11 protein-coding genes are annotated in these 15276 nt (G+C 71.5%); 6 read left to right on the top strand and 5 right to left on the bottom strand.

All coding sequences use genetic code 11. The features are described 5' to 3' along the window. Positions 1 to 104 precede the first annotated feature (104 nt). The 5 genes from ACFP1K_RS21595 to ACFP1K_RS21575 form a co-directional block, all read right to left on the bottom strand. Complete coding sequence (locus ACFP1K_RS21595) at positions 105 to 1160, bottom strand: lytic transglycosylase domain-containing protein (RefSeq protein WP_380756113.1); 1056 nt, start codon at positions 1158 to 1160, stop codon at positions 105 to 107. Positions 1161 to 1170: 10 nt separating this feature from the next. Beyond that, complete coding sequence (locus tag ACFP1K_RS21590) at positions 1171 to 2343, bottom strand: ROK family protein (protein WP_380756111.1); 1173 nt, start codon at positions 2341 to 2343, stop codon at positions 1171 to 1173. 122 nt (positions 2344 to 2465) lie between these two features. Then, the gene (locus ACFP1K_RS21585) at positions 2466 to 4667 is read right to left on the bottom strand and encodes an RICIN domain-containing protein (protein WP_380756109.1); all 2202 of its coding nucleotides are present in this window, start codon (positions 4665 to 4667) and stop codon (positions 2466 to 2468) included. A 21-nt stretch (positions 4668 to 4688) separates the two neighbouring features. Then, on the bottom strand, positions 4689 to 6080 hold the full coding sequence (locus tag ACFP1K_RS21580) for a ricin-type beta-trefoil lectin domain protein (RefSeq protein ID WP_380756107.1): 1392 nt from the start codon (positions 6078 to 6080) through the stop codon (positions 4689 to 4691). Between the two features lie 198 nt (positions 6081 to 6278). Continuing rightward, the gene (locus tag ACFP1K_RS21575; protein ID WP_380756105.1) at positions 6279 to 8129 is read right to left on the bottom strand and encodes a ricin-type beta-trefoil lectin domain protein; all 1851 of its coding nucleotides are present in this window, start codon (positions 8127 to 8129) and stop codon (positions 6279 to 6281) included. Positions 8130 to 8637: 508 nt separating this feature from the next. Here ACFP1K_RS21575 and ACFP1K_RS21570 point away from each other — a divergent pair. The 6 genes from ACFP1K_RS21570 to ACFP1K_RS21545 all read left to right on the top strand — a co-directional run. Beyond that, complete coding sequence (locus tag ACFP1K_RS21570; RefSeq protein ID WP_380756103.1) at positions 8638 to 10158, top strand: M28 family metallopeptidase; 1521 nt, start codon at positions 8638 to 8640, stop codon at positions 10156 to 10158. 111 nt (positions 10159 to 10269) lie between these two features. Continuing rightward, on the top strand, positions 10270 to 11673 hold the full coding sequence (locus tag ACFP1K_RS21565; protein ID WP_380756101.1) for an FG-GAP and VCBS repeat-containing protein: 1404 nt from the start codon (positions 10270 to 10272) through the stop codon (positions 11671 to 11673). A gap of 85 nt (positions 11674 to 11758) precedes the next feature. Further along, a complete protein-coding gene (locus tag ACFP1K_RS21560; protein ID WP_380756100.1) occupies positions 11759 to 12385 on the top strand; it encodes a DUF2975 domain-containing protein in 627 nt (208 codons plus the stop codon). An 88-nt stretch (positions 12386 to 12473) separates the two neighbouring features. Further along, positions 12474 to 12809 (top strand): YciI family protein, encoded by a 336-nt coding sequence (locus tag ACFP1K_RS21555; protein ID WP_380756097.1) that lies wholly within the window; start codon positions 12474 to 12476, stop codon positions 12807 to 12809. 4 nt (positions 12810 to 12813) lie between these two features. Continuing rightward, a complete protein-coding gene (locus tag ACFP1K_RS21550; RefSeq protein ID WP_380756095.1) occupies positions 12814 to 14040 on the top strand; it encodes an RNA polymerase sigma factor in 1227 nt (408 codons plus the stop codon). Between the two features lie 638 nt (positions 14041 to 14678). Further along, the coding region (locus tag ACFP1K_RS21545; protein ID WP_380756094.1) for a cellulose binding domain-containing protein at positions 14679 to 15276 on the top strand (598 nt) is incomplete at its 3' end.

Here is a 15276-nt window from a genome sequence, read left to right as displayed (position 1 = left end):
GGTTTGCCGGCTGGGCCGTCTTTAGCTGGCCATCAGCCGGCCTGTTAGCCGGGTCGTCAGCCGGGCTGAGCCGGGTCGTCAGCCGGGCCGTCAGCCCGGGGGCGTCAGCCGGTTGCTCCTGGGCCGGAGAGGCGGCGTTCGCCGGTTGTGGTGATGACGTAGACCTGCCAGTTGTAGTAGGCGTAGAAGTTGCGCGGGTCGCGTTCGATCTGGCGGGCGTGCAGGGAGACGGCGTCCACGTACGCGTTGGACGGGTTGTAAGCGTGCAGGGCGCGGCGGCGGTCGCGGGGGGCGCCGGAGGCGTGCAGGTAGTTGGCGGCGCCCATCACGGCGTCGCGGACGTCGCGGACGTCGCCGCCGAGGCCGTAGGCCCGCCAGGTGGCCGGCATGAACTGCATGGGGCCCTGGGCGCCCGCGTGGCTGTTGGACTTCACGCGGCCGAACTTGGTCTCCACGAACATCACGGCGGCCAGCAGCTCCCACTCCACGCCGAACCGGCGCTCGGCCCGCTTGAAGTGGCCGAGCAGGACGTCGGCGGGCAGCGGCGGGCGTACCACGAAGGTCGCCTTGCCCTTGAGGGGGACGGCGAGGGCCAGCAGCTCGCGGATGGCCCGGGTGTTGTCCCGGGCCTGCGCGGCGAGCGCCTTGGGGAGCTTGGCGAAGGCCTGGTCGGCGAGGCGCCGGTTGCGGGCGGCGAGGCGGTACATGCGCTGCTGGTACAGCGCCAGCAGCTCCACCGCCTCCGGCGGCCGTCCGCTACCGGGGTCACCGTCGCGGGTCCACGCGTCCACGGCCTCGTTCAGTGCCCGCGTCGTCGAGTTGAGCGCCTCGGCCAGCCGCACCGGATCGCGCGGCACCCGCTGGTCCGGGCCCGGCAGCCCGTCGGCACGCTCCGGCGCCGCGCTCGCCCGCGGTGCCGCGCTCACCGAGGTCCGCGCGGAGGACGCGGCGGGCGAGGGCGGTCCCGTCCGCGCGGCGGGCTCCGCGCACCCGCAGGCCCCGATCACGGCCGCCGCGAGCACCGCCGCCAGCGGCCCCCGCCGCCGCCCACCGGTCACGGCGAACCGCACCAGGATCCCGGCGCGCGCGGGGGCCCCGCTCCGGCGGGGCGCGGTGGGGCGTCGGGCGGGCCGGGTGGTGAGCTTGGTGGGTGCCTGCATGCAGGCCAACCTACAAGGGGCGGGCGCCGCCGAGCAGGAACTCCTTGACGACCAGAGTGGCGGCGCCGAGGGCCACCGCGTCGGGGCCCAGCCGGCCGAGGACGATGGAGGCGGTCTGGAAGGGCTGGGAGAGGGAGTTCTCCTCGACGGCCTTCTTGATGCGGTCGAGTTCGTGGCGGGCGAGCAGCAGGCCGGCCCAGCCGCCGATGACGATGCGCTCGGGGTTGAACAGGTTGATCAGGTTGGCGAGGCCCGCGCCCAGGTAGCCGATGGTCTCCTCGATGACGGGGGCGCCGGTCCTGACCAGCTCGGCCAGCACCGCCTGCTCGCCCTCCGGCTCGGCGGGGAGCCCGGCGCGCTCCAGGATGCCCTCGGCCCCGATGTACGCCTCCAGGCAGCCGCGCGCGCCGCAGCGGCACAGCCGGCCGCCGAGCTCGATCTTGGTGTGGCCCCACTCCCCGGCGCTGCTGTTGGCGCCCCGGTAGGTGAGGCCGTCGGTGATGACCGCGGCGCCCGCGCCGGAGCCGACGAGCACCACGATGGCGTGCCGCGCGCCCCGGCCGGAGCCGAACCACAGCTCGGCCTGCCCCATGGTCTTGGCGCCGTTGTCGACGTGCAGCGGAAGGGAGGTCCCCGCGCGCAGCCGGCCGGCGAGCGGCACGGCGTCCCAGCCGAACGCCTGGGCGTGCACCAGCGCCTCCGGCCCGCTCTCCACGATGCCGGGCACGCCGATGCCGACGCCCAGCACCTGCCCGGGGGCGGTGCCGCCGGACGCCAGCACCGCGTCGATGCCCGCGAGGATGTGCCGGACCACCAGGTCCACGTGGTGCCGGTCGGGCCGCAGGGTGTACTCGGCCTTGGCCAGCACGGTCATCGCCAGGTCGAACAGCTCCACCCGCACGTGGGTCTCGCCGACGTCCACGCCGATGGCGTGGCCGAAGCCGGGGTCGACCCGCAGCAGCACCCGGGGGCGGCCGCCGTCGGAGTCGACCTGCCCCGCCTCGACGATGACGTTCTCCGCCATCAGGTCGGCGGTGACGTTGCTGACCGAGGCCGCGCTCAGCCCGGTGCGGGCGCTGAGTTCCTGGCGGCTGGTCGGCCCGGAGAAGTACAGGGTGCGCAGCAGCACCGCGCGGTTCTCCCGCCGCAGGTCGCGCACCGTTCTGCGTTCCGGCCCGCCCATGATCGCCCTCCCCGGCCTGCGGCCATGTTAGGTCAGAGCGTGAGACAAGTCATCACGCGCGGTCGCCGGGGACCGGGGGTGCGGCGCCCGGCCCGCCCGGCCGCGCGCCGCACCCGGTCTCATCAGGGGTAGTTCACCAGGTTGGCGACGTTGGTCGCCGAGTTGGACGGTCCTCCCGTGTTGTTGATGACGCGGCTGATGGTGCCGGTGCCGCCGAGCGACACCGTGACCATGTTGCGGAACCGCACGCCGGAGGTGTTCGGCACCTCGTACGCCCGTGCCGCGACCACGCCGGGGTTGACGTTGAAGTAGCAGTAGCTGCCGAGGCCGTACGCCTCGTGCGTGGTCACCGAGTCCGCCACCTTGTAGGCGGCGTAACCCTGGGTGGAGCCGTTCGTCCACGCCGCCTGGTTGGGCGGGTCGTACGGCATCTCGTTCTGGTAGAAGTACGTGCGCCCGCCGTTGCCGTTCCAGATGGTCTGGTACTGCTGGTAGTGCTCGACGAACAGCCCGTACATGCTGACGCCGGCGCCGTTGACGATCAGGCCGTTGGCGGCGGTGTTGCTGTTCCAGCCCACCCCGCTGCCGTGGTCGGCCCGCCACAGCCACATGTGGTCGCCGATGACGTTGGCGCTGTTGACCACCAGGCTCTGGGAGGCCTTGCCGACCCCGGGCCCGCCGATCCGGAAGTACATGTCGTGCAGCGAGGTCGGGTCGGCCGCGTGGCTCTGGGTGGAGCCGGCCGGGCCGACCCGCATCAGGACCGGCGAGTTGACCGTGCCGGCGTCGATGAGCAGCCCGGCGATCTTCACCCCGTCGACGTCGGCGACCGACATGGCCATGACGCCGTTGTCGGGGATCAGGGTGGCGAGGCCGAGGCCCAGCACCACGGTCCCGGCCCGCTCCACCCTGATGGTGTCGTTCAGGTGGTAGATGCCCGGGGTGAACAGCAGGTGCCTGCCCTGGGCGAGCGCCGCGTTGACGTCGGCGGCCGTGTTCCCGGGCTTGACGATGAAGAACTGGCCGATCGGGACGGACGTCCCCGCCGGCGCGCCGCCCGCCCAGGTGGTGCCCGAGGAGTTGGTGCGCAGCGCCGGGACGAACACCTGGTAGGCGCCCGCCTGGTCGACGTACAGGAACGGCTTCTCCCGGGTCACCGGCGCGGTGGCGACGTTGGTGTACGGCGGGCTCGGGAAGGTGTTGCCGGGCGCGCCGCCGGTCCCGACGAACACCATGTTCCAGTTGGAGCCGGTCCAGCCGCCGAGCGTGGAATTACGGGTGAGCCACTGCTGCTGCGAGCCCGACCGCACCTGCCCGTCGATCTTGGAGTCGGCGATGAGGCCGCCGCTGGACCAGCCGCCGTCGTCCAGCTGCAGGTTGCCCCGCACGTGCATGCGGCGGTACGGCGCGGCCTGCGACACGGCCCACCGGTCGGTGCCCCCGGCGGGGGTGACCGACAGGTTCTCCGCGCCGCGCCAGAAGTTCTGGGTGGCGTTGCCCTGGAACCAGTCGGCCTCGGCGTGCACGGCGCCGCTGATGGTGACGTTGTCCGGTGACAGGCCGAGGCCCAGCACCTGGGTGTAGAAGCCGACGTTGACGTCGACGTTGTAGGTGCCCGGCTTGAACACCAGGGCGTACCTGTCGGCGCCGAACTGGTTGGTCTGCTGCCGGCCGAACACGGTGTTCAGCCTGCTCTGGATGGTGGAGGCCGGCATGGACGGGTCGAACACGCTGACGTTCGGCCCGAGGTCCGGCGTGCCGGGGGACACGGTGGGGGTGGGGGAGGGATTCGGTGTGGTGCCCATGGTGAAGAATTGCGCCGCCGTGCCGTTGCAGGTGTATTGCTGGAGCTGGACGCTGTCGGCGGTGGAGCGCGCCGGCACGTCCAGGCACTTGCCGCTGCCCCGGTTGACGAAGTGGTAGCTGCCGCCGCCCTCGTCCACCGCCTGCCACTGCTGGTTGTTGCCGCCGCCGTAGGCCCACAGCTGGATGAGCCCGCCGTCGGCGGTGGAGACGTCCTTCACGTCCCAGGTCTGCGCGGCGTTGAGGTTGCTGTTGACCCGGTGGTAGCCGCCGCTGGTCGCCTGGAACTGCCACAGCTGCGCGGTGCTGCCGTTGCAGGCGTACTGCTGCACGGCGGTGCCGTTGGCCGACGCGGCGGCCCGCGCGTCCACGCACTTGCCGCTGTTGACGTTGACCACCGTGGTCCAGCCGGTGGGCGGGGCTGCGGCCCTGGCCCCGCCGGGCGCGGCCACCAGGCACAGGGCGACGGCGCACAGCGCGGTGAGGGCCGCGAGCAACGGGTGTCTTCGCAGCGAGGTCATCGGGGTCCTCCCGTGATCCGCTTAGAAGCCGGCCGTGATGCGGGTGAAGTCCCAGTTGTTCTGCGCGACGCCGCTGCAGGTCTCCGTGAGGCCGCCGGGGCACGGGCGGTCGCGGTTGACCGACCAGAAGGCGAAGCGGGTCAGGCCGCGGGCCTTGGCCCAGTCGCGGATCTGCGTCCAGGTGCCGGTGGTGGTGGTCTCTCGCTGGTCGGACAGGCCGTTCATGCCGGAGATGCCCATCCGGGCGTACGCCTGGGCGTCGGTCCAGCCGAACGCGCTCTTCAGGGCGTTCTTCAGGCCCTCGGAGGCGTTGACGGTGGACTGGTACATGTTGGCGCCGCCGCCGAAGTTGAACGGCATGATCGTGTAGTTGTCGATCGGGACGTTCAGGGCCCGCGACTGGTTGATGAGCCGCGTGCCGGCGCCGTCGGGGCCGGCGGCGGTGGTGCCGAAGGTGACCGCGATCTTGACGTTCGGGTTGTTCTGCTTGACGATCTTCAGGCCGTTCAGGATGCGGTCCTGCACGGTGTAGTTGGTGAACTCGTCGGAGTTCTCGATGTCGAAGTCGACGACGGCGGGGCCGACCGCGTTGATGACCTGCTGCACCGCGTTGGCGTACGCCTGGGGTGTGGAGCAGTTGGGGCCGAGCTTGTTGCCGGACCAGCCGCCGAAGGAGACCTGGACGCTGCCGCCCGCGGACTTGATGGACGAGATGGTCTGCGCGTCCACGCCGCCGGACAGCGGGCGCGCGCCGTCCCACATGGGGTTGCAGCCGCCGCCGGACAGGATGAACGCCATGGTGAAGGACCGCACGCCGGTGGAGCTCATCACCGAGGTGGCGCTGGGCGGGCTGCCCCAGCCCATGTACAGGTACGGCGCGCCGGCCATCTTGCCGCCGGTCGGCGGCGGGGTGGTGCCGGTGGGCAGCGTCCAGCGCTGGTTGGCGCTCGCGAAGCAGTCCCAGATCTGCAGGGGCGTGCCGTCGGCGGAGCTCGGGCCGGTGGCGTCCAGGCACTTGCCGAGGGCGCGCAGGGTGCCGTCGCTCTGGGCGGTCCAGACCTGGGCGGCGCTGCCGTTGCAGTCGTAGAGCTGGACCTTGGTGCCGTTGGCGCTGCTGGCGGCGGCCACGTCCAGGCACTTGCCGAGGGCGCGGACGGTGCCGTCGGTGCCGGTGGTCCAGGACTGCGCGGTGGTGCCGTTGCAGGTGTACAGCTGGATCTGGGTGCCGTTGGCGCTGCTGGCGGCGGCGACGTCGACGCACTTGCCGCCGTAGCCGGTGATCTGGCCTGTGGCGGCGTAGGCGGGGGTGAGGCCGGTGGCGGCCAGGACCAGGGCGCCGGCGAGGCCGCCGAGGATCAGCCTGGCCAGCGGGCGCCGGGCGCGGAGGAGGACGGGGTGACGCGAAGCGTTCATGGGGGGTGTCGCTTTCTTGCGAGGTCGGAGCTTCGGTACTTCATCCAAGGGGAGGAAAAAGGGGGGAGGGCACCTCCGTCCGCCGTGAGCCGGGTGGGCAGCCCCGGCTCACGACTCATAGGAAAGTTTCCTTTTTATTAGGTGCCCTGAATTTAACTCGGCCCGACCACCGGTGGTCAAGAGATCGGTCGCGCCGATTCAGGGCTGGAGGGCCCAGCGCTGGTTGGCGCTCGCGAAGCAGTCCCAGATCTGCAGGGGCGTGCCGTCGGCCGAACTCGGCCCGGTGGCGTCCAGGCACTTGCCGAGCGCGCGGAACGTGCCGTCGGCGGGACGGGACCAGCTCTGCGCGGCGCTGCCGTTGCAGTCGTAGATCTGCACCCTGGTGCCGTTCGTGCTGCCGGCGGCGTTGACGTCAAGGCATTTGCCGAGCGCGCGGAGGGTGCCGTCGGTGCCCGCGGTCCACTGCTGCGCGGCGCTGCCGTTGCAGGTCCACAGCTGCACCTGCGTGCCGTTGGCGCTGGAACCGCCCGCGACGTCCACGCACTTGCCGCCGTACCCGGTGATGGCCTTGCCGCCACCGCCGCCGCCCGACTGGCTGCCCGACCAGGTGAAGGTGGCCGAGGTGCGCGCGGGCAGCGAGTACGTGAACGACTGCGCGCCCCAGTTGACCTTGAGCGTCTGGGTGCCGCCGGTCGTGTTGTGCGCGATGAGCGCCTTGGACCCGTCGGGGTTGCGCCACGCCACGTTCTTGACCGCGGAGTTGGCGCTCGACTCGATGCGGAACGCGCCGGGCCTCACGAACTTGGTCAGGTGGCCCATGGTGTAGTACTCGATGGTGTAGTCGACCTGGCCGTGGCGCGCGTCGCCGTTGTGCACGGTGATCAGGCCCGAGCAGACGTCGCAGCCGCCGTTGTGCGGGCCGCGGTTCTGGTCGACGGCGAGGCTCCACTTGATCCAGCTGCGGTCCCAGTTGCGGGTGTAGTCGATCAGGTTGTTCATGTCCTCGGCGTGCTGGTCGGGGATCCAGGTGCCGCCGGAGTGCTCGGTCATGTACGCGTTGACGTTCGGGTACTGGTTGTGCACGGTGGTCTGGGTGGCGACGTTGCCGCCGTACCCGTGCCAGGCGATGCCGCCGAACAACGGGTCGTTGCGGATGGCGGTGTCGGCGAGCAGCGGCGCGGCCCAGGTGTCGTAGGCGTCCCAGTTCCAGTCCAGCACCAGGGTCTTGGTGCCGGTGATGCCCGCCGCGCGGAAGGCCGGCCACAGCGCGCTCTTGATGAAGTACTGCAGGCCCGCGGTGTTCCAGTTCATCGACGGGTACCCCGCGCAGCAGGTCGGCTCGTTCTGCGGGGTGACGTAGTCGATGGGCACGCCCTGGGCCTGGTAGGCCTGGACGTACCGGGCGAAGTACTCGCCGTACATGCCGTAGTACTGCGACTCCAGCCAGCCCTGGCTCCAGGCGTCGTTGTCCTTCATCCAGGACGGCGCGCTCCACGGCGAGGCCATGACCTTCAGCGCCGGGTTGAGCTGCTTGGCGCGCTTGGTGAGCGGCAGCACGTCGGCCATGTCGTGCGCGATGGAGAAGCCGTTCAGGTCGCAGCAGGTGTCGTCGTAGGAGTAGCTGAAGCGCGCCAGGTCGGAGGAGCCCATCGGGTTGCGCGTGAAGCTCAGCCCGATGCCGTTCACCGGGTCGAACAGGTTGCGCATGACGGTCTCGCGGGCGCTCGCGGTCAGCGCGCCGCTGCTGTTCATCAGCCACGCGGCGGTGTCGGTGAACGACGCGCCGCCGCCTTCGAACTGCTGGTAGGAGGTGTTCTCGTTGACGGTGATCGTCTGATTCGCCGCCGGGCTGGTGGCCGCGAACGCCACCTGTGCCTGCGGCTGCAGACCGCGGGTGACGTTGCGCCCGCCGGAGTCGGACGTCGTGGTCAGCCAGACGCTGACGGGTTCGCCAGCCGCCTGCGCGGCCGGGGCCTGGGCGACGGCCAGCATGGAGCCCGCCAGCAGCAGGGCGGCGGGCAGGGCGAGCCGGAATCTCGGGAAGGACATGCGGGTCTCCCTCGGGGGATGAGTGAGGAACCTGCCGTACGGCCCTGCCCGGCCGCGCACAATGGGCGTGAGGCAGTGGTAACACGCGCGCAATCGACGCGCAACGCCTTCCGAGGCCTATCTTCACTACTTGAATCGCGGCGTGTAATAAGGCATTCGTTGTGGGTCATGGTCCACTGTGCTGACGGACCAAAGCCGCAAAGCTGGACATGCCTCCCCGTGATCGACGCGTCGACCCCCGCCAAGATCGACACACGTTCAACGACAGCGCCGGCATCAACCCGCAGAACCGAGCCCAGCCCGTTCGGCCCGCCGGTCGAGGTGGACGCGCTCGGCGGGGTCGCCCGCAAATCCTGACTCCCCGTCCGCGCTCTGCTTTTCGAGTAAGGTCAGGGGCGTGATTCGGCGGTTCGGCCCTTCACGGGAGCGGAGAGTGCGGCTAGCTTCACCGGTCAGTGACTACTTCGAAGGAGAGCCGATGCGCCGTACCACGCGCAGGTGGTCAGTGATGGCCACCGCGACGGTCGCCCTAGTTCTTCCCCTGATAGGCCCGGCCGCCCCGGCCGGTGCGGATCCCGACCCGGCCGCGCTGGCCAAGTCGATCTCCGCGCCAGGGGTGAAGCAGCACCTGCGCAAGTTGCAGCAGATCGCCGATGCCAACGGCGGCACCCGCGCCTCGGGCACCCCCGGCTTCGACGCCTCGGCCGACTACGTGGCGGGCAAGCTGCGCAAGGCCGGTTACAAGGTGACGGTGCAGCCGTTCGACTTCGCCTATTTCGAGGAGCTGTCCGTCGCGGCGATGAACCGTGTGTCGCCGAGCCCGAGGGTCTTCGTCCCCACCCCGCTGTCGGGCACCCCGATCGGCGAGTTCGACGCGATGACGTACTCGGGATCGGGCGACGTCACCGGCACCCTGTACAACATCGACCTGGTGCTGCCGCCCAGTCCCACGCCGAGCTCGACCTCGGGGTGTGACGCGAGCGACTTCGCCGGGTTCCCGGCCGGCGGAATCGCGCTGATGCAGCGCGGCACCTGCGACTTCCTGGTCAAGGCGCGCAACGCCCAGGAGGCGGGTGCCGCCGGGGCGGTCATCTTCAACGAGGGCCAGCCCGGCCGCACCGCCACCCTGCAGGGCACCCTCGGCGAGCCCACCATCACCATCCCGGTGGTCGGCACCAGCTTCGCCGTCGGCGAGGAGATGGCCGGGGTGCCCGGCTCGGTGATCCACCTGAAGACCGACACCATCAGCGAGATCCGCCAGACGTCCAACGTCATCGCCGACTCCCGCTGGGGCGACGCGAACAAGGTCGTGCAGCTCGGCGCCCACCTGGACAGCGTGCTGCCCGGCCCCGGCATCAACGACAACGGCTCGGGCTCGGCGGGCATCCTGGAGGTCGCGCTCAAGCTCGGCGCGCTGCCGACCCGCAACAAGCTGCGGTTCTCCTTCTGGGGCGCCGAAGAGCTCAACCTGCTCGGCTCGGAGCACTACGTCGCCACGCTGACCCCGGCCGACCTGGCCAAGATCAAGCTGTACCTCAACTTCGACATGATCGCCTCGCCCAACTACGCCCTGATGATCTACGACGGCGACGACTCCGACGTCACCGGCGCACCGGCGGGCCCCGACGGCTCCGCCGAGATCGAGAAGCTCTTCGAGAAGTACTTCGACGTCCTGCGCCAGCCCCACATCGGCACCGACTTCAGCGGCCGCTCCGACTACGGTCCCTTCATCGCGGTGGGTGTCCCCGCCGGCGGCCTGTTCACCGGCGCCGAGGGCATCAAGACCGCCGCGGAGGCGGCCAAGTTCGGCGGCACCGCCGGCCAGCCGTACGACGGCTGCTACCACCAGGCCTGCGACACCATCGCCAACATCAACGACAAGGCCCTGGCCCTGAACACCGGCGCCATCGCCACCGCCGCCGTCGTCTACGCCTACAGCGGCAACCTCCCCGGCCCGGACACCCGCCCGGCCCTCTCCACCCTGCGGGCCCAGCCCGCGACGGACGGCCACGTCTCGCCGCGCCGCTGACCCCCTGAGATCCGCCCACGGCGGTCACGACCCGTCTACGGCCGTGACCGCCGTGGCGTCCCAGCGGGAGGGGGGGCGAACAAAAGCTCCCGTACGCGCGTCTCATGGCGCATGAGATCGTCTCGCCTGCGCGCCGGATTGGCCCTGACCGGTGTGCTCGCCCTTTGCGCGTGCGGCCCCGGCCCCGCACCGGCCCCCTCGCCACAGGCGGGCCCGTCCACCGCCGCCCTCTCGCCGTCCCCTGCCGGGCCGTCCACCGCCGTCCCCTCGCCGTCCCCTGCCGGGCCGTCCGGCACACCCGCGTCCCCGTCGCCGCCGGTGTCGGTCTCGGTGCCGGCGCGGGAGGTGCCGCGAGGCACGGGGAGCACGCTCACCGACGACGTCAACGGGGACGGCTACGCCGACGCGGTGATCGTCTCGGAGCGGCGCGAGAGGAACAGGTTCCTCACCGTGCTCTACGGTTCGGCGGGTGGCCTGGACCCCGAGCGGCGGACCGTCGTCGAGGCCGGGGACGGGGTGCTGTGGACGTCCGGCGGCAGCTGGCGCGCCCGGCGGCCCGACACCGCCGATCTGGACGGTGACGGGTTCGCCGACATCCCGGTCCTGCTCAGGACCGAGGGCGACTGGCCCGCGCTGCGCATCCTGTGGGGCGGCCCGCTCGGGCCCGCCGAGGACGGCCTGTCACCGGTGGTGCCGGTGCCGGACGCCGAGCGCGTCACCTCGGACTGGCCCGCCGCCGGGGACTTCGACGGCGACGGACACGCGGACCTGGCTCTCGGCATCCCGGATCTGAGCGCTTCCGGTTCGGACGGCGGCGGCTACGTCCTGCTCCACGGGCCGTTCGGCCGTGAAGGCGCGCCACGCGACACGTACGTCGGGCAGAGCCCGCGCACCTGGTGGGTCGTCGCGGACCGGATGGCGCCGGGCCGCAGGAACATGCTGGTCGTGCACGACGGCGACGACGGTGAGCAGACCGGCGCGGTGATCCTGCCGCGGGTCCCGCCGGCGGCGCGGACCTACCGGCTCGGCCCCGGGAACGCCATCGCCACCGGCGACTTCGACGGCGACGGCACCGTGGACGTCGCGGTCGGCGACGACGGCGGCCGCAACGACGAGCCCGGCTACGAGACGCTCGGCGAGACGGGGGCCGTCACCGTCCACTACGGCCGGGCACCCGAGACCCCCGTGGTGATGCGCGTCCCCCGGATCCGCGGCAAACTGACCGCCGGAGACGTCGACGGCGACGGCCGCGACGACCTGGTCCTCCAGTCCGGCGACCGCGTCGAGGTCCGCACCCACGGCCTGTCCACCACCCGCACCCTCGGCGAACTCCCCTGCCCGCCCGGCAAACTCCCCCAGTTCCCGGTGGCCGTGCGCGCGGGCGACTACGACCGCGACGGCCGCGCCGAGGTACTGCTCAACTGCTGGTCCTACATCTTCGGCCCCGACCCGCAGCGCTGGTGGATGTGGCGGGCCGACGGCCCCGGCGTCCGCTTCGACACCACAGGTTTCTGAGGTATGTCCGGTCGCCGCATGTGCGGCGCTCGTGTTCGTTGTTACGGTTCGGCGTGAGCCGAAATCGACAGGTCCGGAGTGCGTGATGCGAACCGAACGGCACCGTTACGCCGGGCCGGGACTCATCCGGCCGCTGGCCGCCGTGACGTTGTGGATCGGGATCGTCGGTGCGGGTTGGGGGGTCGCGTACGCGATCAACGGCGCCACACAGGCGCCCGCGTACGTGACGGTCCCGGTCGCGCTGAGCGGGTTCGTCGGCCCCGAGCTCGCGGATCCGCCGGTGAGGCTGCCGGACGGCGTCCTGCTGCGGCCCGGGTCCGGCGCGGCGGAGCTCCAGGCGTGGGACTCGACGATTCCCGAGCAGTTGTTGTCCCGTGGGGACACGGCGGTCACGGGGCTGTGCCTCGGGTTCGGGGCGCTGCTGCTGCACGGGCTGCTGACGTCGGTGCTGCGGGGAGAGCCGTTCGAGGCCGGGAATCCGCGGCGGGTCGCGGGGCTGGCGGCCCTGGTGGCGTTCGCGGGGCTCGTGGGGGAGGCGCTGCCGCACGTCGCCGCGTCGATGGTGCTGGGCAGGCTGCGTCTCGATCCCTCCCACCTGGTGGGGATGCCCATCCCGTTCGTCCCTGTCGGGGTGGCGCTGCTGCTGCTCGTGCTGGCCGAGGCGTTCCGCCAGGGCGGCCGGCTCGCCGGGGACGCCGCGGGGACCGTCTGAGCGCCTCTTCCGGATTTCTGGTGCACTCGTGTCCGGAACGGCGGAGCCCGTTCGTCATCTGGGTGAGTTCACGAGACCGGGAGCGAAGATGAAATACATGATGTTCGTGTGCAGCGACACCGAGCCCGACACCGACACCTCTGACAAGCCCGACATCGAGCGGTGGGTGTCGGAGAACAACGCCAACGGCCGCCGGCTCGACGGCAGCGTGCTGGCACCCACGTCCGTGTCGACGACGGTGCGGGTGCGCAACGGGCGGCTGCTGGTGTCGGACGGGCCGTTCACGGAGAGCAAGGAAGTGATCCTGGGCTACGACCTGCTGGAGTGCGCCGATCTGGACGAGGCCATCGAGGTGGCCCGCGCCCACCCGATGTCACGGGAGGGACGCCTGGAACTGCGCCCTCTGGTCGACCTGCCCGGCTGACGGCGTGACCGATCCACGCGCCGCCGCGACGGCCGACGCCGTCGCGGCGGCGAGCGTGGACGCGTACCCGCGGATCGTCGCCGCGCTGATCCGTGTCACCGGCGACTGGACGCTCGCGGAGGACTGCGCCCAGGAGGCGCTGACGGCCGCCCTGCAGCGGTGGCCGCAGGAGGGCGTGCCGGGCAACCCCGGCGGCTGGCTGATGACGGTGGCGCGCAACCGTGCGATCGACGTGCTGCGCCGCGCGTCGGTCGAACGCCGCAAACTGGGCGAGCTGGCGGCGCTCGCGATCGCCGATCCGGGCTCGGCCCCGGCGGAGGGAGACGTCGTGGACGACCGGCTGCGGCTCATCTTCACCTGCTGCCACCCCGCGCTCCCCCTGGACGCGCGGGTGGCGCTGACGCTGCGCACGATCTGCAGGGTGCCCACCGCCGACATCGCGCGGGCCTTCCTGGTCGGCGAATCGGCCATGACGCGGCGGCTGACCCGGGCCAAGACGAAGATCGCGGGGGCCGGCATCCCTTACCGGGTGCCGACCGGCCCGGCGCTCACCGAGCGGCTCCCCGGTGTCCTGGCGGTGCTGTACCTGCTGTTCACCCAGGGCTACAACGCCGACGGCGAACCCGCGTTCGCCGACGAGGCGATCCGCCTGGCCCGGCTGCTGCGGCGGCTCATGCCGGGCCAGAGCGAGGTGTCCGCGCTGCTGGCGCTGTTCCTGTTCCAGCACTCCCGCCGCGACACCCGGCGCGACGCGCACGGCGCCCTGGTCGCCCTGGACAAGCAGGACCGGCGCCGCTGGGACCACGCCGCGATCGGCGAGGGCCTGCGCGTCCTCGCCGAGGCGCGGGACGACGGCCCGTACGCGCTCCAGGCGCGGATCGCCGCCTGCCACGCCACCGCGCCCACCGCCGGCGCCACCGACTGGCCGGCGATCGCCGGGTGGTACGACCGGCTGGCCCGCGTCCAGCCCTCCCCGGTGATCGAGCTGAACCGCGCCGTGGCCCACGGCTACGCGCACGGCCCCGACGCCGGCCTGTCCCTGCTCGCCCTCGCCCGCTCCGGCGGCGCCCTGGACGACTACCCCCTCGCCATCGCGGTGGAGGCCGACCTCACCGCCCGCCGCGGCGACCCCGCCCACGCCGCCCACCTGTTCCGCCAGGCCGCCGCCGCCACCGACCCGGGCCCCGTACGCCGCGCCCTGCTCGACCGCGCCGCCGACCCGCTCGCGTAGCCGATCGGAGAACCGCGAAGCTCACCGCGTCAGGCGGTGCCGGCGGTTTTCCCGCCGCACGATCGCACATTTCGAGCAGGCGGACCGCCGCCGGATAGCCATCCCTTTCCGCGCTGGAGCGCGGACGCTCGGGATTGCCAGATGATCAATTGCACTGAAGCGACCTTCAAGGCGATATGTGACCGCTAACACGAGGATTCTCTACCTCGCGGCTCCCGACCATCGGTGATGAGTGTGTACTGCCCATGATCCGGTCAGAGCACTGAAACGTTCAACGTCCTCAAGCGGATCGAGTATCCGGATCGATCTCTCTCTGAGAGCGCGAACAATCGTAATGACGTCGCCGAACAGCGCATTCGGATTTTCTCGCGGGCGCCGAAAGACAGGCCGTCACCTCGGTGACGAGGAATGGCTCTCCGGCCGCCGAAACAAACGGTTCACATCCTTGACACCTTTAATGGTGCTTCTCACACTTGGTCCGCGATGCCGCAGGACCCGCAACGGCACCCTCGCGGCGAGCGGCACCACGAGGTTCGGGTTCACCGCCGACGGCGACGGCGTACGGCGCCAAGCGGTGTGAGCTGCGCCAGTCCATGATCCCGGCACCCTCCGGCCCGACACCGACAAGGAAACAGACGATGCGTTTACGAAGGTCCCTGGCGCTGCTCGGCGGTGCCACCGCAGCCCTCTGCATGACGACCGGGCTCATCACGATGCAGGCCTCGGCCGCGGCCGGCTGCCGCGTCACCTACACCGTGGCGTCGCAGTGGGGCGGCGGGTTCGGCGCCAGCATCGACATCACCAACCTGGGTGACCCGCTGACCTCCTGGCAGCTCAGATGGTCTTTCGGCGCCGGGCAGACCGTGACCCAGGGCTGGAACGCCACCTACTCGCAGAGCGGGAGCACGGTCACCGCCGCCAACGCCTCCTACAACGGCAACCTGGCGACCAACGCCGGCACGACGATCGGCTTCAACGGCAGCTGGACCGGTTCCAACCCCGTTCCCTCGTCCTTCACCCTCAACGGGGTGACCTGCACCGGATCGGTCACCGGTTCGCCCAGCACCTCGCCGAGCCGCACGCCGACGGTCACGCCGACCGTCACGCCGACCGTCACGCCGACGGTCACCCCCACGGTGACGCCGACCACGGGTCCGCCTCCGGGTGGGCTGGTGGGGTGGGCCACGCAGGGTGGTGGGACCACCGGTGGTGGTAACGCCTCGGCGACCACGGTGA

The sequence above is a fragment of the Sphaerisporangium aureirubrum genome (assembly GCF_042658925.1).
Lineage (GTDB): Bacteria > Actinomycetota > Actinomycetes > Streptosporangiales > Streptosporangiaceae > Sphaerisporangium > Sphaerisporangium aureirubrum.
The sequence above is the reverse complement of the archived record's forward strand: the minus strand, read 5'-3'. Positions and strand labels throughout refer to the sequence as shown.